The 19,492-nt window shown below is 74.4% G+C and carries 16 protein-coding genes, 1 tRNA gene, 1 pseudogene and 1 riboswitch; of the genes and pseudogenes, 7 read left to right on the top strand and 11 right to left on the bottom strand.

What is annotated here, in order from left to right; translation table 11 throughout:
• The first annotated feature begins 8 nt into the window (after positions 1–8).
• On the top strand, positions 9–1,358 hold the full coding sequence (locus Athai_RS02045) for a class I SAM-dependent methyltransferase (protein WP_203959886.1): 1,350 nt from the start codon (positions 9–11) through the stop codon (positions 1,356–1,358).
• On the opposite strand, the gene Athai_RS02040 is transcribed toward Athai_RS02045, so the two are convergent.
• From Athai_RS02040 to Athai_RS02030, 3 genes are read right to left on the bottom strand one after another with little or no spacing between them, the layout of a single operon-like run.
• Entirely contained in the window at positions 1,315–3,618 is a 2,304-nt protein-coding gene (locus Athai_RS02040; RefSeq protein ID WP_203959885.1) for a heavy metal translocating P-type ATPase, read from the bottom strand. The two genes, Athai_RS02045 and Athai_RS02040, sit on opposite strands and share 44 nt — an antisense overlap.
• A 36-nt stretch (positions 3,619–3,654) precedes the next feature.
• Positions 3,655–3,858, bottom strand: a complete 204-nt coding sequence (locus Athai_RS02035; RefSeq protein ID WP_203959884.1) for a heavy-metal-associated domain-containing protein — start codon at positions 3,856–3,858, stop codon at positions 3,655–3,657.
• 27 nt (positions 3,859–3,885) lie between these two features.
• Positions 3,886–4,173 (bottom strand): metal-sensitive transcriptional regulator, encoded by a 288-nt coding sequence (locus Athai_RS02030; RefSeq protein WP_203959883.1) that lies wholly within the window; start codon positions 4,171–4,173, stop codon positions 3,886–3,888.
• 240 nt (positions 4,174–4,413) lie between these two features.
• A riboswitch (cyclic di-AMP (ydaO/yuaA leader) is annotated at positions 4,414–4,543 on the top strand.
• A 30-nt stretch (positions 4,544–4,573) separates the two neighbouring features.
• Here Athai_RS02030 and Athai_RS02025 point away from each other — a divergent pair.
• From Athai_RS02025 to Athai_RS02015, 3 genes are all read left to right on the top strand, one after another.
• Positions 4,574–5,542: a C40 family peptidase gene (locus Athai_RS02025; RefSeq protein ID WP_203959882.1), complete on the top strand. Its 969-nt coding sequence runs from the start codon at positions 4,574–4,576 to the stop codon at positions 5,540–5,542.
• 241 nt (positions 5,543–5,783) lie between these two features.
• Positions 5,784–5,859, top strand: a tRNA-Arg gene (locus tag Athai_RS02020).
• Between the two features lie 136 nt (positions 5,860–5,995).
• Entirely contained in the window at positions 5,996–6,304 is a 309-nt protein-coding gene (locus tag Athai_RS02015) for a hypothetical protein (RefSeq protein WP_203959881.1), read from the top strand.
• Here the strand turns inward: Athai_RS02015 and Athai_RS02010 are convergent.
• Complete coding sequence (locus Athai_RS02010; protein ID WP_203959880.1) at positions 6,294–7,163, bottom strand: alpha/beta fold hydrolase; 870 nt, start codon at positions 7,161–7,163, stop codon at positions 6,294–6,296. The two genes, Athai_RS02015 and Athai_RS02010, sit on opposite strands and share 11 nt — an antisense overlap.
• A 415-nt stretch (positions 7,164–7,578) precedes the next feature.
• Between Athai_RS02010 and Athai_RS02005 the strand changes: the two genes are divergently transcribed.
• Positions 7,579–8,037, top strand: a complete 459-nt coding sequence (locus Athai_RS02005; protein ID WP_239156659.1) for a mycothiol transferase — start codon at positions 7,579–7,581, stop codon at positions 8,035–8,037.
• A gap of 1 nt (position 8,038) precedes the next feature.
• Here the strand turns inward: Athai_RS02005 and Athai_RS02000 are convergent, their stop codons facing one another.
• From Athai_RS02000 to Athai_RS35165, 4 genes and pseudogenes are all read right to left on the bottom strand, one after another.
• Complete coding sequence (locus Athai_RS02000) at positions 8,039–8,752, bottom strand: Pr6Pr family membrane protein (protein WP_203959878.1); 714 nt, start codon at positions 8,750–8,752, stop codon at positions 8,039–8,041.
• A gap of 52 nt (positions 8,753–8,804) precedes the next feature.
• Positions 8,805–9,956 (bottom strand): lycopene cyclase family protein, encoded by a 1,152-nt coding sequence (locus Athai_RS01995; RefSeq protein WP_203959877.1) that lies wholly within the window; start codon positions 9,954–9,956, stop codon positions 8,805–8,807.
• Entirely contained in the window at positions 9,953–11,440 is a 1,488-nt protein-coding gene (gene crtI, locus Athai_RS01990) for a phytoene desaturase family protein (protein ID WP_203959876.1), read from the bottom strand. Before crtI ends, Athai_RS01995 begins: the two co-directional genes overlap by 4 nt.
• Before the next feature lie 292 nt (positions 11,441–11,732).
• Positions 11,733–12,871 (bottom strand): annotated as a pseudogene (locus Athai_RS35165) (polyprenyl synthetase family protein).
• A 129-nt stretch (positions 12,872–13,000) separates the two neighbouring features.
• Here Athai_RS35165 and Athai_RS01975 point away from each other — a divergent pair.
• Both Athai_RS01975 and Athai_RS01970 read left to right on the top strand, forming a co-directional pair.
• Entirely contained in the window at positions 13,001–13,747 is a 747-nt protein-coding gene (locus Athai_RS01975; RefSeq protein ID WP_203959873.1) for a glycerophosphodiester phosphodiesterase, read from the top strand.
• 170 nt (positions 13,748–13,917) lie between these two features.
• Positions 13,918–14,739 carry an inositol monophosphatase family protein gene (locus tag Athai_RS01970; protein ID WP_203959872.1) on the top strand — a complete coding sequence of 274 codons (822 nt, stop codon included), beginning with the start codon at positions 13,918–13,920 and terminating at the stop codon, positions 14,737–14,739.
• A 152-nt stretch (positions 14,740–14,891) separates the two neighbouring features.
• On the opposite strand, the gene Athai_RS01965 is transcribed toward Athai_RS01970, so the two are convergent.
• From Athai_RS01965 to Athai_RS01955, 3 genes are all read right to left on the bottom strand, one after another.
• Entirely contained in the window at positions 14,892–17,069 is a 2,178-nt protein-coding gene (locus tag Athai_RS01965) for an MMPL family transporter (protein ID WP_239157343.1), read from the bottom strand.
• 132 nt (positions 17,070–17,201) lie between these two features.
• Entirely contained in the window at positions 17,202–18,404 is a 1,203-nt protein-coding gene (locus Athai_RS01960; protein ID WP_203959870.1) for an acyltransferase family protein, read from the bottom strand.
• Complete coding sequence (locus Athai_RS01955) at positions 18,401–19,483, bottom strand: alpha/beta hydrolase (protein ID WP_203959869.1); 1,083 nt, start codon at positions 19,481–19,483, stop codon at positions 18,401–18,403. Before Athai_RS01955 ends, Athai_RS01960 begins: the two co-directional genes overlap by 4 nt.
• Between the last annotated feature and the right edge of the window lie 9 nt (positions 19,484–19,492).

Raw genomic sequence — 19,492 nt, 5'->3', positions numbered from 1 at the left:
CTGGGCGGGTGCCCGAACCACTCGCCGCCGCCCTGGCCGACCTTCGTACCCTGCTGACCGACTCCGACCGGTTGGTGCGGGCGGTCGGCGCCGGTCGGCGCCGCGGCGCGACTCCCGAGGTGCCGCGGGTCGAGCTGCGCCCGGTGCAGGTCGGCGCCGGGCCGCGACTGCAGATCGTCGAGCAGGACGCCGCCCGGCCGCGCACCCGCAACGTGGCCTGGGGCACCGATGCCGAGACGGCGGTCACCGAGCTGCTCGCCCGGCCGTACGGGAACTGGCACGTCACCGGCACCGACACCACGGTGCAGCTGCGGGTGACCAAGCGCGGCGAGGCGCAGGTGCACCGCTCGGCCGGGGCGGGCGCACCGGCCGACACCGGGCACGATCGGGCGAAGCGCTACCTGCTGCCACCGGACGACGAGCTGTACGGCGTGATCGGCGGCAACGCGGCGAAGCGCCGCCAGGTCGACGCGTTCCTGCGGGCGCTGGACGCCACCCTGCCGGCGCGGCTGCCCGACCCGCTCCGGGTGGTCGACCTGGGTTGCGGCAATGCCTACCTGAGCTTCGCGGCGTACCGCTACCTGACCGCTCGGCGCAATGCGAACGTGCGGTTGACCGGGGTGGATGTCCGGGCCGACCAGCGGGACCGGAACACCGCGCTGGCGGCTCGGCTCGGCTGGAGCGACTCGGTGTCGTTCGTCGCCGGGACCATCGCCGACAGCCGGATCGACGGCGCCGACAGCGTCGCCGGAGGCGACGAGCCCGGCACAGTCGCCGGAGCCGACGAGCCCGGCACAGTCGCCGGAGCCGACGGAGCCGGCACGGCCGACGGAGCCGGCACGGCCGACGGAGCCGCCGGAGCCGACGACCCCGGCACGGTCGCCGCAGGCGGCAAGGCCGGTGGGCCGGCCGGAGCCGACGGGATCGGTGCGGCGGGCAACGGCGCCGGGGTCGACGTGGTGCTCGCCCTGCACGCCTGCGACACCGCCACCGACGACGCGCTGGCGCGGGCGGTGCGCTGGCAGGCGCCGTACGTGCTGGCCGCGCCGTGCTGCCACCACGAGCTGTCGGTCCAGTTGCGCGATCGCAGCGATCCGCTGCTGCGCAGCGCGATCCTGCGGGAACGGTTCGCCGACGTGCTGACCGACGCGGCGCGCGCCGAGCTGCTGCGCGCCCTGGGCTGGTCGGTGGACGTGGTCGAGTTCGTCGACTCCGCGCACACCCCGCGCAACGTGCTGCTGCGCGGCACGCGCGGCGGTGTGGACACCGCCGCCGCGCGTGCCGGCTATCGGTCCCTCGTGGACACCTGGCGGATCAGCCCGGCACTGGGGCGTCAGCTCGCCGATCTGCTGTCCTGACCGGCAGCGCGGCCCGCGGTGCGGCCCGGAACCGGAACAGCCGCAGCGAGTTCGACACCACGAACACGCTGGAGAACGCCATCGCGGCGGCCGCGAGCACCGGGGTGACCAGGCCCAGCGCGGCCAGCGGGATGGCCGCCACGTTGTACCCGAACGCCCAGAACAGGTTCCCCTTGATGGTGCGCAGGGTGCGGCGGGACAGCCGGATCGCGTCCGCCGCGGCCCGCAGGTCACCGGCGACCAGGGTCAGGTCGCTCGCCTCGATCGCCACGTCGGTACCGGTGCCCATCGCGATGCCCAGGTCGGCGGTGGCGAGCGCGGCGGCGTCGTTGATGCCGTCGCCCACCATCGCGACCACCCGGCCGGACCGTTGCAGTTCGGCGACCACGTCCGCCTTGCCGGCCGGCAGCACCCCGGCGTGCACCTCGTCGATGCCCACCGCCTGCGCGACGGTACGAGCCGCGGCCTGGTGGTCGCCGGTCAGCAGCACCGGCCGCAACCCCAGCTCGCGCAGCGCCGCGACCGCTTCCGCGGCGCCGTCGGCGACGGTGTCGGAGACCACCAGGACGCCCCGGGCCACCCCGTCCCAGCCGGCCAGTACCGCGGTGGCGCCAGTGGCACCGGCGGTGCCGATGGCCTCGGTCAGCTCCGCCGGTACCGACAGGCCCTCGCGGGTCAGCAGTTCCGGCCGGCCCACCACGACGCGATGACCGTCCACAGTGGCCAGTGCACCGAAACCGGCCACGGCGGCGAAGTCGTGCACCTCCGGTAGTTCCCCGGCGGCCGACGCCGCGGTGGCCACCGCACGGGCGATCGGGTGTTCGCTGGCGTGCTCGACGGCACCCGCGTACCGCAGGATCTCGGCCGCCGACTCGCCCGCGGCGGCGATCGTGTCGGTGTGCGTCATCCGGCCGGTGGTGACCGTACCGGTCTTGTCCAGCACCACGGTGTCGATCCGCCGGGTCGACTCCAGCACCTCCGGCCCCTTGATCAGGATGCCCAGCTGCGCGCCCCGACCGGTACCGACCAGCAGCGCGGTCGGCGTGGCGAGCCCGAGCGCGCAGGGGCAGGCGACGATCAGCACGGCCACCGCGGCGGTGACCGCCGCCGCGGCCGGCTGCCCGGCCGCGAGCCACGCCACCAGCGTGCCGAGCGCGACCACCAACACCACCGGGACGAACACCGCGGAGATCCGGTCGGCGAGCCGCTGCACCTGCGCCTTGCCGTTCTGCGCGTCGGCGACCAGCCGGCCGAGCTGCGCCAGCTGGGTGTCGGCACCGACCCGGCGGGCGGTGACGACGAGCCGGCCGCCGGCGTTCACGGTCGCCCCGACCACCTCGTCGCCGGGACCGACCTCGACCGGCACCGACTCGCCGGTGAGCATCGACGCGTCCACCGCGCTGGTGCCGGACTCCACCACGCCGTCGGTGGCGATCTTCTCCCCCGGCCGGACCACGAACCGGTCCCCGACCGCCAACCGTCCGATCGGCACGGTCTGCTCCCGGCCGGCCGCGGTGAGCACCGTGACGTCCTTGGCGCCCAACGACAGCAGCGCCCGCAGCGCGGAACCGGCGCGCCGCTTGGCCCGCGCCTCGAAGTACCGCCCGGCCAGCAGGAAGGTGGTCAGCGCGGCGCCGACCTCCAGGTACAGCTGGGGTCCGGTGTCCGCGCCGGCGAACAGGTGCAGGCTCATCCGCAGGTGCTCACCGCCGGCACCACCGAGGAACAGCGCCCACAGGCTCCACAGGTACGACACGGTCGCGCCCAGCGAGACCAGCGTGTCCATGGTGGCGGCGCGGTGCCGCAGGTTGGTCAGCGCGGCGCGGTGGAACGGCCACGCACCCCACACCACCACCGGTGAGACCAGCGTCAGCGCGAGCCACTGCCAGTGGTTGAACTGCAGCGGCGGCACCATCGCGAGCAGCAGCACCGGCGCGGTCAGCACGGCCGAGCCGAGCAGCCGGGTGCGCAGCGAGCGTTCGGCCTCGTCCCGCTCGTCCGGGGCCGGCGCGTCGCCGGTCTCGACCGGCGGCTCCGGCGGCTGCGCGGTGTAGCCGGTCGCCTCGACGGTGCCGATCAGATCCTGCACCGAGACTCCGGCGGGATGGTGCACCCGCGCGGTCTCGGTGGCGAAGTTGACGGTCGCGGCCACGCCGGGCAGCTTGTTCAGCTTGCGTTCCACCCGGGCCGCGCAGGACGCGCAGGTCATGCCGCCGATCCGCAGTTCGGTGGCGGATCCGTCACTGTCCACAGTAGACATCTACCCTCCCCGACCGGCGCCGTCCCGGCGCCGCACTCAGGCCAGCTGGTAGCCGGCCTCGTCGACCGCGGCGGCCACCGAGTCGGTGGCCAGCGGCTGATCGGTGTCGACCTCGACCCGGCCGCTCGCCACGTCGACCCGGACCGCCTGCACGCCCGGCAGCGCGCCGAGTTCCGAACTCACGGCGCTGGCGCAGTGGCCGCAGGTCATACCGGTGACGGTGTATGTCTGAGTTGCCATGATTGCCTCCACAACGATGATGTGCGGTCAGGAACGGACCAGCCGGGCGATTGCCGCGCTGGCCTCCTTGACCTTCTCTTCGGCCTCTTCGCCACCCTTTGCCGTGGCCTCGGCCACGCAGTGTGACAGGTGACCGTCCAGCAGCCCGAGCGCGACGCCTTGCAGTGCTCGGGTCGCCGCCGAGATCTGGGTGAGGATGTCGATGCAGTACGTGTCCTGCTCGACCATCCGCTCCAGCCCGCGGATCTGACCCTCGACTCGCCGCAGTCGGGCCAGTAGTGCCTGTTTGTCGTCGCTGTACCAGTAACTCGCCATCTGGCCACCTCCCCCGTTCGATCCCGACAGTACCATACCCCCCTACCGTATCCAACCACGGAGCGCAGCGAGTCGGACGCGAACGGATCACTTCCCGAAACGAATGTGTGTGGCGCGCCGGGGGCGACTTGCGATCGACTGACGGTTACTCCTAATGTGACTCCCCGTCTGACCGGATGTCTGCCGCCTGCCCGTGGGCGGCACCGGTGGACACCGCCGAGTTGCCGCGCGAGCCGCCTCCCCTGGTGCTTGCCGGCGAGCCGGGGACCCACCTCCCTGGGGTGAATCCGCGACCGCGGGTCGTGGTAGGGCGCACTTCTTCCCCGCCCGAACCCGTCAGCTAACCCGGCAGGCGGTGCGAGGAAGAAGGAGCCGGCTGCCGGTGCCTACCTCCGCTGTCATGCCGCGGCCGCTTCGGGCCGTCGGCCTGGTTCTGTTCGCCGCACTCACCGCGATCGCGCTGCTGCTGCTCGGAACCCCAGCGCACGCGACGCCGTCCGAGGCCGAGCTGACCAAACAGATCGACGCCAAGTCGAAGCAGTTCGACAAGGCCGTCCAGGAGTACGACAAGGTCCAGGACCAGCTGTCCGCCAGCAAGAAGAAGGAAAAGGCGGTCAACAAGAAGCTCAAGCCACTGCAGAAGAAGGTCGACGCGGCGGAACAGACGGTCGGCAAGATGGCCGCCGCCGCCTACCGGGGTGGCAAGCCCGGCGCGGTGAACGCGATCCTCTCCGACGGTTCCGCCAGTACCCTGCTCGACTCGCTCTCCCTGCTCGACCAGCTGGCCCGCAGCCAGAGCAAGCAGATCGCCGAGTACAGCAAGGCGAAGGCCGCGCTGGACAAGCAGAAGGCGGCGCTGGACACCGAGATCGGCAAGCAGACCCAGGCGAAGAAGAAGCTGGCCGACCAGAAGAAGTCGCTCGACAAGGACGTGCAGAAGCTGCGCGACCTGCGCACCCAGGCCTACGGCTCACCGACCAACTACAACACCAACGTCGACTACGGCCCGGCGCCGAACCTGCCCGGCAGCGCCGGCAAGGCGGTCGACTACGCGTGGGCGCAGCTCGGCAAGCCGTACAACATGGGTTCCGCGGGGCCGAACGAGTTCGACTGCTCGGGCCTGACGATGATGGCCTGGAACGCCGCCGGCTACTCGCTCGCGCACAGCTCGTACACCCAGTACAGCCAGACCCACCGGATCAGCCGCAACCAGCTGGAGCCCGGCGACCTGGTCTTCTACAGCGGGAACGAGCACGTCGCGATCTACATCGGCGGCAACCAGATCATCCACGCGCCCACCTACGGCGAGCCGGTGCAGAAGGCCAGCGTCGACATGATGCCGCCGGACGGCTACGGCCGCGTCGGCTGATCACACAAGCCTTACCCCCACCCCCACGCGACGCCGGTACCGGAGCATCCCCCCGTCTCCGGCACCGGCGTCGCGGTCTCCGCGGCCCGAGCTCCGGGATCTCCCTGCAGCCGGACCGCACCGAGCCGGTAAGCTCGCTGTAGGCCCGAGGGGCGCGGAAGGGGCGGCCGGCGCAAGCCGGAGCCTCGAAACGCGGCGGGCCCGACAGATGGCTGGCTCACCAGGGAAGATGCCGGTCGTTGCCCTCGTAGCTCAGGGGATAGAGCACCGCTCTCCTAAAGCGGGTGTCGCAGGTTCGAATCCTGCCGGGGGCGCCAGGTCACACCGCTCGATGACCGACCCGGGCCGCCGGGCGCGCCCCGTCCGGGCGCCGTCGATCCCGCCGTGTCGACCGCGGGCTGCCTCCGTACGACACCGCATCCGGTCCCGGGACCCGGCCGTACGGACGATCCCGTGGCACCGCGCGTCCGGCACCCTGGACGCCATGTCGACCTGGGTGCGCGTGGCCCCCCGCACTCACGGATCGAGCGCATCGAGGTCGCCAGGCCCACCCGGTTGCTCGGCCCGCCGGCCCGCTACACGATCTGGATCGTCCCGACGCACGGCCGCACTGTCGAGACGCCGATCCAACGTGACGATCGCTGGCGGCTGCTGCGTCCTCGCGGCAACGCGGCGGTGGTCTCCGTGGACGAGTTCGCCGAGACGGTGGCCACCCTTCGCGGCTACCTCGCTCGTCCCGGTACCCGCCCGGTCAGCCGGTGACGAGGACCTCACGGAGCCGGCGGGCGAACGCGGCGGGCTGGCCGGCGTAGGGGTGGTCGCCGCCGGTGAAGCCGCCGTGGTGGCTGGGGAAGACGGTGGCCGGCTGGCCGAGCAGCGCCGCGGTGGCCGCTGCGGTACGGGCGGTGAAGGTGCCGGCGGACTCCTCGCCGACCGCGATGATCACCCAGGTCGGCGCCGCGGTCAGCGCCTCGACGTCCGGCCGGTACTCGGTGATCGCCAGCGACCGGTCGGACAGCAGCGGGTCGTCCCGGCTGCCGTCGTCCTCAGTGGGCATCCCGAACGCGGCCGGATCGGGAGCCGGCTGGGCGAAGTACTCGTCGGTGAACTCGCCCTGCCACGAGGTCATCGCGATGAATCCGGCCATCCCGGCGCCGAACCCCCTCTGCCGGTACGCCGAGCGCCAGGCGTCGGCGGCCCGTGCCGCGGCGGCAGCGTCCGGCAAGACCGGGATCATCGGCGGCTCGTGCGCGACGAGCGTGGTCACGTCGTTCGGGTACGTCGCGACCAGCGCCAGTGCGGTCACCGCGCCGCCGCTGCTGGCGAACATCTCGACCGGCCCGGCGTCGAGCGCACCGATCAGCGCGTGCACATCGGCCGCCTGAGTCTGCGGGATCTGGTCGACCCGGCCGTCGGAGCGGGTGCTGCGGCCGAGGCCGCGCGGGTCGTAGGTGACGACGGTGCGGTCCGGGAACTGCGCGGCCAGCGCGGCGAACCCGGAGGCGTCCATCGGCTGGCCGATCATGACCAGTGGCGGCCGGCCGTCCGCGGTGGGCAGCGGCCCGTGCACGTCGTAGGTGATCTCGGCGCCCTTGGTGGGAAGCACGTGTGTCGTCGTCATACCGGTGTGGACGGTACCGCCGGCCGGAACTCATCGGTGTCGAGCCGCCCGCCAGCGACACCGCCGGGTGACACGCCGCCGGCGACACCGCCGGGTGCCGTGCCGCCGGCGACACCGCCGGGTGCCGTGCCGCCGGCGACACCGCCGGGTGCCGTGCCGCCGGCGACACCGCCGGGTGCCGTGCCGCCGGGGACACCGCCGGGTGCCGCGCCACCGGCGACCGGCACCAGGGTTTCCCGTGTCCCGGAGCGATGATTCCGGTGCGCGAGCGCCGTCTGTACCGGCGATGCTCGGTGCCCGCGCGGCGTGCACCGTCCCGAGACGAAACGGAGGTCCGGATGGACGAGGTGGTGATCGGCGCGATGCCCGGCCGCAGCCGGTACTGGCGGGGTCGTGGCAGGCGGTGCTCGGCGGGATGCTCGACTTCCACCGGGCGACGCTGGTGTGGAAGTGCAGCGGGTTGACCGACGCCGAGCTGCGCCGGCGGCCGTTGGCGTCCGAGCTGAGCCTGCTCGGGCTGCTGCGCCACCTGCAGGGCGCCGAGCGGTACTGGTTCGGGGTGCGGCTGGGCGGCACCGCACCGGCGTTCCACCCGTACCGGATGTACCGGACCGGGCAGGGCGAGGAGTGGTACGACGAGGCGGATCCGACGCCGGCCGGCGAGGTGTACGCCGATTACCTCACCGCCTGCGACGAGTCCCGGGCGGTGTACCAGCGGCTCGGCGAGGCCGACCTGGACCGGATCGTCGACAACGACGAGTTCGGGCCGGCGAGCGTCCGGTTCGTGCTGTTGCACATGGTCGAGGAGTACGCCCGCCACGTGGGTCACGCCGACCTGCTGCGCGAGGCGATCGACGGCACCACCGGCGAGTGACTCAGTCGCCGGCGGTGTCCGGCTCCGGCAGCGCCGCGGCGGGTTCCGCCACGGCGGTACCGCCGGTCCAGCGGCTGCGGGCGAGGAGCCGGTCGAGCCCGGCGAAGGCGGCGAGCAGGACCAGCCCGAGTATCACCACGAACGCGAGGTTCCGCAGCGCCACCGGGTAGCCGAGGTCGGTGACGGTCAGGAACGGATAGGGGTACCAGCCGCTCACCGCACCGTGCCCGAGCGTGTAGCCGATCCACAGCAGCGGCCAGATCAGCGCGAGCCCGAGCGAGCCGGGGTCGATCCGGCGGCGCGGGCCGAACAGCAGCCAGCCCACCACGGCGATCGGCGGCGCCGCGTAGTGGAACATCAGGTTCAGCCACCAGGCCAGCCCGGTCGGGTGGCTGTCACCGGCCAGGACCAGCGCGAACACCAGGCCGGTCACGGTGATGCCGAGCAGCGCGTCGAGCCGGAGCACCCGGCGCAGCGTTCCGTCGGCGTCCGGCCGTACCGCCCGGACGAGGCAGTCGGCGAGCACCAGGAGGTTGCTCTGGATGGTGAAGAAGCTGAACGTGCGCACCAGCCGGGCCGTGACCGACACCTCGGTGTCGCCGTCCCCTCCGGTGCACACCAGCACGACCTGCGCGACCAGCGCGGCCGTGAGCAGTACCGCGAGCGCGCCGTGCCAGGCACGCCCGGCGCGGCGCAGCGCGAGCTCGGTTCCCATGGCGCCTGACGCTACCGGCAGCGCGCACGCCGGTACCGGCGGCTCGGCTCGGTCAGCGGCGGACGGTACCGGCCAGCCAGCCGGCGGTGGCCCGCATCATCGCGGGAATCGGCGTACCGGCCAGGATCCGCGCCTCGTCCCGCCGGGTCGAGGTGCCGTCCAGGAAGCCGAGAATGCGTGCCGGCGGGTGCCGCGTCAGCAGGTCGGTGAACAGCCGCCGGCCGTCCACCAGGCCACGATCGACCGCCCGCAGCAGGATCGCGTCGTAGCGCAGGTGCCGCACCGGGTACGGGCGGGGCGGCACCGGCTCGACCCCGGCGGCGAGCCGCGCCGCCACCACCGTCGCCTGCCGCAGCATGGTGGCGAACGTGTACCCGGTCGCTGGCCGGGTCGCGCCGCCGGCGGTACCCAACCGGTACACCCGCGGTGCGGCCCGGCGGGCGAACCCGCCGTCGGTCATCGGGATGACCCCGTCCTCGGTGGACTCGACCGTCGCGGTGCCGACGCCGAGCCGGTCGCACAGCCGGGACAGCGCGACGTCGTACTCCTCGGATGCCAGCCGGGACCGGGAGAACACGGTGTACTCGACCAGCGCGCGCCGCTCGTCCACCGGTAGCAGGTAGCCGAAGGCCAGCCCCGACTCCGGCTGCGGCACGGTGAAGTCCATCAGGGTCGCCGCGGACCGGTCGAGCCGGGCGCCGACCAGCCAGCGACCGCGGAAGTGTTGCAGCAGCGTCGTCGCGCCCGGCCGGTCCGGCGGCCGCGGCCGGGAGTCGAACACCCAGCGCGCGGTCAGCTCGCCCGCGTCGGTGGCCAGCCGGACCAGGTCACCGGCCGGCCGTACCGCGTGCACGGCCGTCGACAGCCAGCGCACGTCCAGGCCGCCCGCCGCGCACCGGTCCCGCACCAGCCGGTAGAAGTCGGCCGACCGGACCATCGCGTACGAGACCGGCGCCAGCTGGTGTGCCACCCCGTCCGGGCCGACGACCCGCAGCGCCGGCCAGCGCCGGCGCACCGCCGGCTCGACCGGGCTGGTACCGCGGTCCCAGAAACACCAGGTGCGGTCGTTTCCCTGGTGCGACACGGGATCCAGCACCGCGACGGAGAGCGCGACACCGGCCCCGGCGAGCGCGTGCAGCAGGCAGTGCGCCGCCCCGCCGCCGCCGACCAGCGCGACGTCGACCGCGGTGGCCGGGGCGGTCATCGCCGACCCGGCGCCGGGCCGGTGATGCGTTCGGCGGCGAGCCGGCCGGAGACCAGTACCATCGGCACGCCGACCCCGGGCTGGGTGCCGGACCCGACGAACACCACGTTGGACAGGCCCGGCGCCAGGTTCCCCGGCCGCAACGGGCCGGTCTGGCCGAAGGTGTGCGCCGCCGCGAACGGGGTACCGGCGGCCATCCCGGCCGCGGCCCAGTCGGCCGGCGTCACCACCACCCGCTCGGTCACCGCGGCCGACAGTCCCACGTACCCCATCGACTCCGCGGTGGACAGCAGCCGGTCGGCGTAGCGGGGGCCGAAGTCGGCCCAGTCGATCCGGTTCCGGTGCGCGAGGTTCGGCGCGGGCGCCAGGAGGTAGTAGGTGTGCTGCCCGGCCGGGGCGAGCGTCGGGTCGGTGCGGCTCGGGTTGGTGATCAGCAGCGACGGGTCACGCATCGGTACCCCGCGCTCGATCACGTCGTCGAACACCGGCCGCCAGGACCGTCCGAAGTGGACGTTGTGGTGCGCGGCACCGCGGTACGCGGCCGTCGCCCCGAGGTGCAGCAGCACGCAGGACGGCGAGTACCGCAACCGGCGCGGCGGCCGGCCCAGCAGCTCGCGGTACGCGACCGGCAGGTCCGGGTTGAGCACCACCGCGTCGGCGGCGAACCGCTGCCCGCCAGCGGTGGTGACCCCGGTGGCCCGCCCGGCGCGCCGTTCGATCCCGGTCACCTCGGTGCCGTACCGGAGGTCGACGCCGTGCTTGACCGCCACGCCGGCCATCGCCCGCGCCACCGCGGCCAGGCCGCCGCGCGGGAAGTACACCCCGGCGACGGTGTCCAGGTACGAGATGACCGCGTAGAGCGCGAGCGCCCGGTGCGGCGCGACCCCCGCGTACAGCGCCTGGAACGAGAAGATCCGGCGGGTCCGCGGGTCGCGGAAGAACTGGCCGATCTTCGCGTCGAGGCTGCGGAACCCACCGGCGGCGACCAGCCGCGCCAGGTTGGCCGTCAGCAGGTCGGTGGGCCGGTCGAAGTTGCGGTCGATGAAGTCGCGCCACTCGATCCGGTACAGCCGGCGCGCGTAGTCGGCGAACCGCAGGTAGCCGTCCGCCTCCCGGGGCCCGCACAGCGCCGCGATCTCGCCGGCCATCGCAGCGGTGTCGGTCCTGACGTCCAGCGTGGACCCGTCCGGAAAGTGCGCCCGGTAGGCCGGATCCAGCCGGGTCAGCGTGAGCCAGTCGTCGAGCCGTTCGCCGACCGCGGCGAGCGTGTCGCCGATCAGCTGCGGGGCGGTCAGCACCGTCGGCCCGGCATCGAACCGGAAACCGTTGCGGCGCAGCAGGCCCGCCCGGCCGCCGGGCCCGTCGGCCCGTTCCAGTACGGTCACCGCCCGGCCCGCGCCGGCCAGCCGGATCGCCGCCGCCAGCCCGCCCAGCCCGGCGCCGACGACCACCACCCGGTCGGTGCGCCCCGGTACCGTCCTCACGACGATCCCCGCCGGTGCGCCGGGGCACCCGACGCCGCAGCGACGCCGGACGGGCGCATGGTTCGGTCGCGAGGCACCGACCGGGACGCCGACGCCGGCCGGCACGCCGACGCCGACGCCGACGCCGACGCCGACGCCGACGCCGACGCCGCAACGATGCGAGGCGATCGGACGAGCGCGCCACGTGGCACCGGCAGTGCCACTCCCGGTATCCCCGGCGACGGTGCGCGGCCCTCCCGGTCGGCCGCGCCGGGCCCGCTCGCCCACCGGCCGAAGGCGGCCGGCCAGTCGCTCATGCGAGGCGCTGCACGGACGCGAGCGCGAGGGCGCCGAGCCGATCCCGGGCCACCGGATCGATCGGCGCGGCGGCGAGCGCGGCCAGACCGGTCGACACCCGAGCGGAGATCATCGCCTCCGCCTCGGCCCGCGCACCGGACTCGGTGATCGCCGCGGCCGCGTCGGTCACCGCCGCATCGGACGCGTCCGGGTCGCCGAACACCCGGTCCAGTCGCCGGTGCTGGGCCGGCGCGGCCAGCGAGAACGCGAGTTCGGCGAGCACCGTCCGCTTGCCCTGGCGCAGGTCGGCGCCGACCGGCTTGCCGGTCACCGCGGTCTCGCCGTACACCCCGAGCAGGTCGTCGCGCAGCTGGAACGCTTCGCCGACCGCGCCGCCGAACCGGTCGTACCCGGCGACCACGTCGGGCGCGACCGCGCCGGACAGCGCGGCGCCGAACTGCAGCGGACGCTGCACCGTGTACGACGCGGACTTGAACCGCGCCACGGTCACCGCGGCGCCGACTCCGGCCGCACCGTCCGCGCCGTGCAGAATGTCCAGGTATTGCCCGGCCACCGCCTCGATGCGCATCTCGTCGTACTCGCGCCGCGCGCCGAGCAGCACCGCCGCCGGCAGCCCGGAGGTACCGATCAGCCGGTCGGCCCAGACCGTGCACAGGTCGCCGAGCAGCACCGCGACCGAGTCGCCGAACCGGCCCGGGTCGCCGCGCCAGCCGGCCGCCGCGTGCCGCTCGGCGAACCGGCGGTGCAGCGTCGGCGCCCCCGCCGGGTCGCCGCCGCGTCCATCACGTCGTCGTGGACCAGCGCGAACGCGTGCAGCAGCTCCAGCGCGCTCACCGCCCGCAGCACCGCCTCGTCGTGCTCGCCGCCGGCGGCCACCCCGCGGTACCCCCAGTAGCCGAAGGCGGGCCGGAGCCGCTTGCCGCCACCGAGGATCAGCTCACGCAGCGGCGCCGCCGCGGCCGCCACCTCGGGCGACAGCGCGCGCAGCGTGTCGATCTCGGCGGTGACGAACTCGTCCAGCACCCCGTCCACCCGCGCCGCGATCCCGGCAGCGCCGCCGCGGGCGCCGGTACCACCGGGGCCGGCGGCGCGGGATCGGGTGGCGCCGCTGCGGGCGCCGGGGTGCGCAGCCACGGGCCGAGCCTACCCAGCCGTACGCCCGCGGCCCGCGCCTGGTTGGGTAGGGGTCAGGCGCACCACGCCCGCCGCCCGCCACGCCACGGCTGCCGACGGCGGCGCCCGACCCGGCAAGGAAGGACGCGCATGTTCGACTCCACCCCGGCCGTGCTGGGCCATCGCGGCCTCGGCAAGGGCACCGTCGCCGGCCTGGCCGAGAACACCATGGCCTCGTACCGGGCCGCGATCGAGCTGACCGACTGGCTGGAACTGGACGTGCAGCGCTGCGCGGACGACGAGCTGATGGTCTACCACAACCCGGCCACTCCGGACGGGGTGTTCGTGCTGGAGCAGACCGCGGACGAACTGGCCGGGAAGGGCGTGCTGCGGTTCGCCGACGTGCTCGCCGAACTGCCCACCGAGGTCGGCCTCGACATCGACGTCAAGACGCCGGTCGAGGACGCGGTCGCCGCGCCGGACCGGCGCACCGCGGCGCTGGTGGCGCCGGTACTGGCCGCCGAGCTGTCCCGGCGCCGGCTGTTCGCGACCGCGTTCGACCCGTCGCTGCTGGTCGAACTGAAGGAGGCGGTACCGGGGCTGGCGACCTGCCTGGTGCACTGGCTGGCGTACCCGCTCGGGCCGGCGATCGCCGCGGCGGCCGGCCTCGGCGCCGACCTCGTCGGCCTGCACGCCGACTCGTTCGGCCCCAGCTCGCTGCAACCGGACCCGGCGATCCAGTACGACCACGGCTACGCGGTCGAGGTCGCGCACCGCGCGGGTCTGGAGGTACTGGTGTGGTGCCCGGCCGCGGACCGCGCGCCGGCGCTCGCCAAGGCCGGGGTCGACGCGCTGTGCGTGAACGACATCCCCGGCGTGCTGGCCGCCGTCGGCTGACACTGGCCGGCACCCACCCGGCTCCGCCGACCGACCGCCGGGCAGCACCGTTCGGCGCCACCGGGCACCGCCGACCGACCGCCGGGCAGCACCGTTCGGCGTCACCGGGCACCGCCGCCCGACCGCCGGGCCCCGGCGGCCCCCGACACACCCTGTGAGGAACCCGCCGCATGACCGATCTGTCCGTACCGCTGGAGGACATCGCCGTTCGCGCCGCGCGCGGCGTCGGTGACCCGCTGCGGGCCGCGTTCGCGCAGGCCCAGCAGCCCAGCTACAAGCGGGACCACCACGACCTGGTCACCGAGCACGACCGGCGCACCGAGCAGGTACTGCGGGCCGAACTGCTCGGCGCCTGGCCGGACTCGGCGGTGCTCGGCGAGGAGGGCGGCGCCAGCGGGCACGGCACGGTGCGGTGGCTGGTCGACCCGATCGACGGGACCGCCAACTTCGCCCTCGGGCTGCCGTTCTTCGCGGTGTCGATCGGCGCGGTGGTCGACGACCGGCTGGTCGCCGGGGTGATCTACGACGTGATGCGGGACACCGCGTTCTCCGCGACGCTGCACGGCGCGTACCGGGACGGCGAGCCGCTGCGCTCCACCGGCCCGGCGACCGACGCGCAGAACGTGCTGATCACCTCGTACCCGGGGCCCGGCACGCTGGCCGCCGGCCGCGGCGTCGCGGAGTACACCACGCTGCTGCGCGAGTTCGGCGCGGTGCGGCGGATGGGGTCGACCGCGCTGGCCCTGGCGTACGTGGCGGCCGGCGCCGGCTGCGCCTACGCGTACGGCATCCACCCGTGGGACGTGGCAGCCGGTGCGCTGATCGTGCAGCAGGCCGGCGGGCGGTACCTGCCGCTGCCGGCTGACACCGAGCGGCCGTGGGAGGCGCCCGGGTACCTCGCCGTCAACGGCGACTTCGACCTGCCCGGCTCCTGCCTGACCGAGTTGCTTCCCCGGATGCTGCCCGGTTCGGCGGGCCCGGCGGCGCCCTGACCGCACCGGCACGGTGGCCGGGTCGGGCCCTCAGGGGACTCCGGCGCCGGCTCGCCACCGGGCCGGGCCCTCACGCGGACTCCGGCGCCGGCTCGCCACCGGGCCGGGCCCTCACGCGGACTCCGGCGCCGGCTCGCCACCGGGCCGGGCCCTCACGCGGACTCCGGCGCCGGCTCGCCACCGGGCAGGGCCTCCGGCGGTTCCGGCGCCGGCTCCGCCTCGATGTTCGGCAGCAGCCGGTCGAGCCAGCGGGGCAGCCACCAGTTGGCCGGACCGAACAGGAACATCGTGGCCGGTACCACGACCAGGCGGATCAGGGTCGCGTCGATGAGCACGCTGACGCCGAGGCCCAGCGCCAGCATCTTGACCACCACGTTGCTGGAGAGCAGGAACGCCAGGAACACGCTGGTCATGATCAGCGCGGCGCAGCTGATCACCCGGGCGGTCGCGGCGAGCCCCTCGGCGACGCTGCGGCGGTTGTCGCCGGTCGCCAGCCAGCGTTCCCGGATGTGCGAGAGCAGGAACACCTCGTAGTCCATCGACAGGCCGAACACGATGGCGAACATCATCATCGGTACGTACGACTCGATCGGCACCTTCTCCGCCACGCCCAGCAGCGCTCCGCCCCAGCCCCACTGGAACACGGCCACGATCACGCCGTACGCGGCGCCGATCGAGAACAGGTTCAGCACGGCCGCCTTGAGCGCCAGGACGGGGCTGCGGAAGCTGCTCGTCAGCAGCAGGAAGGCGGCGCCGATCACCACCCCGATGATCACCGGTAGCTGGGCGGACACCTGGTCGCGGAAGTCCAGGTTGGCCGGCAGCGTGCCGGTGATGGAGGACTGCGCGCCGGTGCCCTGCAGCGCGGACGGCAGGACGTCGTCGGTGAGATGGTGCAACAGCTGGTCGGTGGCAGCGTCCTGCGGCCCGGTGGTCGGTACCACGGTGGTCACCAGCAGGGCCCCGTCCGGGGTGGTCGTCGGCGACGACACCGACGCCACACCGGCGGTCTTGTGCAACGCGTCGCCGACCGGGGTGGCGAGCGAGGAGGCGGACTTCCCGGCCGCCGGCTGCACGACGACGGTCAGCGGGCCGTTGGCGCCGGGGCCGAAGGCGTCGCTGATCGCGTCGTACGCCCGCCGGTCGGTGTAGGAGGTCGGGTCGGCGCCGGCGTCGACGTGGCCGAGGGTCATCGAGAACATCGGGATGGCGAGGACGACGAGGACGGCCAGCCCGGCGCCCAGGAAGCGCCACGGGTGCCGGCTGACCCGCCGGGCGTAGCGGTGCCAGCCGGTCGCCGCGCCGCCCGCCCCGGACTCGGCGACCGGCCGGCGCACCCACAGCCGGTCGATGCGCCGGCCGGCCAGCCCGAGCAGGGCCGGTACCAGCGTGATGGCGGCCAGCGCGGCGACCGCGACGGCGATCGCGGCGGCCAACCCGAGCTTGCCGATGAAGCCGATGCCGGAGGCGTACAGCCCGATCATCGCGATGATCACGGTCACCGCCGCGACCAGCACCGAACGTCCGCTGTGCGCCGAGGTCCGGCCGACGGCCTCGACCGGATCCATCCCGTCCATCACGTACTGCCGGTAACGGGTGGTCAGGAACAGCGCGTAGTCGATGCCGACACCCAACCCGATCATCACGGCGAGCGTCGGCGACACCGACGCGAAGGTGGTCGTGGCGGCGACCAGCCCCAGCACCCCGATCCCGGTACCGACGCCGGCCAGCGCGGACAGGATGGGCAGCCCCGCCGCGTAGACGCTGCCGAAGCCGAGCAGCAGCACGACCACCGCCACGCCCATGCCGATGGCTTCGGAGAGCGCATCGTTCGCCTTGGGCCGGGCGGCCTGGCCGAGCACCCCGCCGTAGTCGACGTGCACCCCGGCGGCGCGGGCACCCGACACCGCCCGGTCGACCGAGTCGACGTACGAGCTGCCGAGCGTCGACGGGTTCACGTCGAAATGGACCGTGGAGTAGGCGGTCCGGCCGTCCTTCGACGTCGTGCCGGACGAGAGCGGATCGCTCGCGGACAGCACGTGGGACAGCGCGCCGACGTCGTGCGTGGCGGTCTCGACCTGGGACCGGTGATCGGCGACGGTGCCGTGCCCGACGGTGAACACCAGCTGGCCGGACTGGCCGCCGGCCGCCGCGTCGTGCGCCTGGAGCAGGTTCGCGCCCTGCTGGGCCGGTGAGTTCGGGATCTGGAAGTCGTCGGAGTACGTGCCGCCGGCCAGCCGGTTGCCGACCGTGGCACCGACCAGCAGCACCAGCCAGGCGGCGGCGACCCACCAGCCATGCCGCGCGCAGAACCGGCCCACGCGCGCCATCACCGAGCCGGGGTGCCGAGGATCCGTCATGGCCGGCAGAACCGCCAGTGTGTCAGCACTCACAGATTGTGACATGATCATCGCGAATGCTGGCCCGAACCCGCGGTCCTGGCACACCCGGGTACCGGCCGGTCAGCGGCTCACCGCCGGGCGCCGGGCACCGAGCGTCTCGACGCGGTGGAAGACCAGGCAGCAGCCGACCAGTACGGCCGCGAACGCGGGCAGCCAGAGCAGCCGGAGGGCGAACCAGTCGGCACCGACCGGGCTCAGCAGCCCCGGTACCGGGCCGAACGGCAGCCCGGCGAAGCTGACCGCGAGCAGCGCGCTCTGGTGCCAGCAGAAGATCGTCATCGCGGCCAGGTTGAGCACCGCGATCGGCGCCCACACCGCCGGTCGCCGCAGCAGCCGGGCCAGCCGCCGGCGCAGCACCAGGAACAGGCCGAGCTGCGCGGCGGCCAGCGCCAGCGTGAACAGCGACGGTGGGTCCAGGTTCGACCAACCGTCGCCGGGTACGCCCACCGCGCTCGCCGGGTACCCCGCGGCGATCAGGGCGGCACCGGCGAGCACGCCGGCCGGCAGCAGCACCGCACCGGCCCGGTCGGTGAGCTTCCGCTCGGCCAGCGCGATGCCCAGCGTGTACGGCACCGCCCAGCCCACCGGCACCACGGTGATCGTGAGCCAGCCCGGCAGCCCGCCCGGCCGCATGGTGTCGATCAGGCCGACCAGGCCCACCAGCGGCAGCAGCCACCACAGTCCACATTGGATGGTCAGGCGGCGCAGTACCGGCGTGAGCGCGGTGAGCAGCAGGTAGACCAGCAGGAACCAGAGCGGGTGCGACACCAGCGACCAGACCACCTGGCGGGTCGGCCCGGGTACCCCGGCGGCCGGCAGCACCGCCGCCACCGGGACGAACACGGCAGCGAGCGCCAGCACCGGCAGTACCAACCGGCGCAACCGGCCGGCCAGCCACGGCAGCGCCGCCCGGCCGCGACTGCCCCGGGCCGCCGCGTAGCCACCGGCGAAGAAGAACGGCCCGAGCAGCTGCAGCAGCCAGCTGACCGGCGCGGCCGCCGGCCACCCGGACAGCGGGCTGTGGTTGGTCAGCACGCCGGGCCGGGCCGGGTCGGCGACCAGTGCGGACACCAGCCAGTGCCCGAGGACCACGCCGAGCATCGCGAGCGCCCGCAACGCATCGACCGTCCGGTCCCGGTGCGCCGGCGTCGCCGCCTCGAGCCGACCCGCCCAACCGCGCCACTTCGCCCTCGTACCAGCAGTTTCCGAGCCCGGTACCGGGCCGGCCCCGGTCGCCGCCCTGGGCAGCTCGGTGGTACTCATGCCGCACCCCCCGTCCGGCCGGCCGCCGCCGCGAGCTGCACGCGACCCGGCGAGCCGATGCCGCTGGCGATGCGCGCCAACGCATCCAGCGATTCGGTGCCCGGGGCGAGGTAGTGGTCGTGGTCGCTGACGTCGGCGGTCGGGAAGACCCGGGCGCCGAACGCCGGGTCCGCCGGCTTGCGGCCGTGCCCGAAGCCGAACAGCCGCAGCCCGGGCACGTACCGGATCCAGTCGTGCCGGGACTGCCCGGCCCAGACCCGGGCGGTGGAATGCAACGCCTTGGCGGTACCGACGCCCATCCCCGGGCTGCCGAACACCGCGATGTCGGTGACCTGCCCCGGCAGGTACCGCGCGGCGAGGCCGATGACGGTCGACCCGTAGCTGTGCCCGAGCAGCGCGATCGTCGCGCTGGGGCGCAGCGCGGTCAGCCCGGCGACGAACCGGCGCAGCGCCACCGCACCGGTCGCGGCCAACCGTTCCCGCGCCGCGTCGATGCCGACCCCGTGCGGCGTCTGGTACCCGAGCCAGGCGACCACCGCGATCCGGCCGCCCGCGGCCCGGTACAGGTTCGCCGCCTGCACCGCCGGCGACCGGTACGCCTTGCCGCCGAGACCCCGGTGGAAGTTGGCCAGCCGGTCGTCGACGCCCGGTACCAGCACGGCGATCCGATCCGCGGTGGACAGGTCACCGAACACCTGCGCGACCCGGCCGTCCCCGCGCGGATCGAACAGCAGGTAGCGTCCCCGCCAGCCCGCGTAGGGCGCGCCGGTCGCGGCCATCGCCGCCCGGTTCGCCCGGTACCGCAGCGCGACCGGCGCCCCGTCCAGCTCGCCGACCACCTCCGGATACCGGGTCGCGAGGGAGCCGGGCGCGCCCGCCAGCGCCGCATGCACCGCTGCCGGCGTCGCGGTCACCGGGTCGGGCAGCCGCCGCGGATCCGCCCGCCACGCCGCGGTACCGGACGGTGCCGCCGCCGCGGCCGGCGTCGCCGGCCCGTCCAGTACCGCGTTCGCCGCCGGTGCCGCGAGCAGCACCGCGCTGAGCAACGCCAGCGCCAGCCGTCCCCGTCGAGGTCGCATCGCCCGTCC

The sequence above is a fragment of the Actinocatenispora thailandica genome, from assembly GCF_016865425.1.
GTDB classification, from domain to species: Bacteria; Actinomycetota; Actinomycetes; order Mycobacteriales; family Micromonosporaceae; genus Actinocatenispora; species Actinocatenispora thailandica.
Note: the sequence above shows the minus strand (reverse complement) of the source record. Positions and strands in the feature narration are given on the sequence as shown.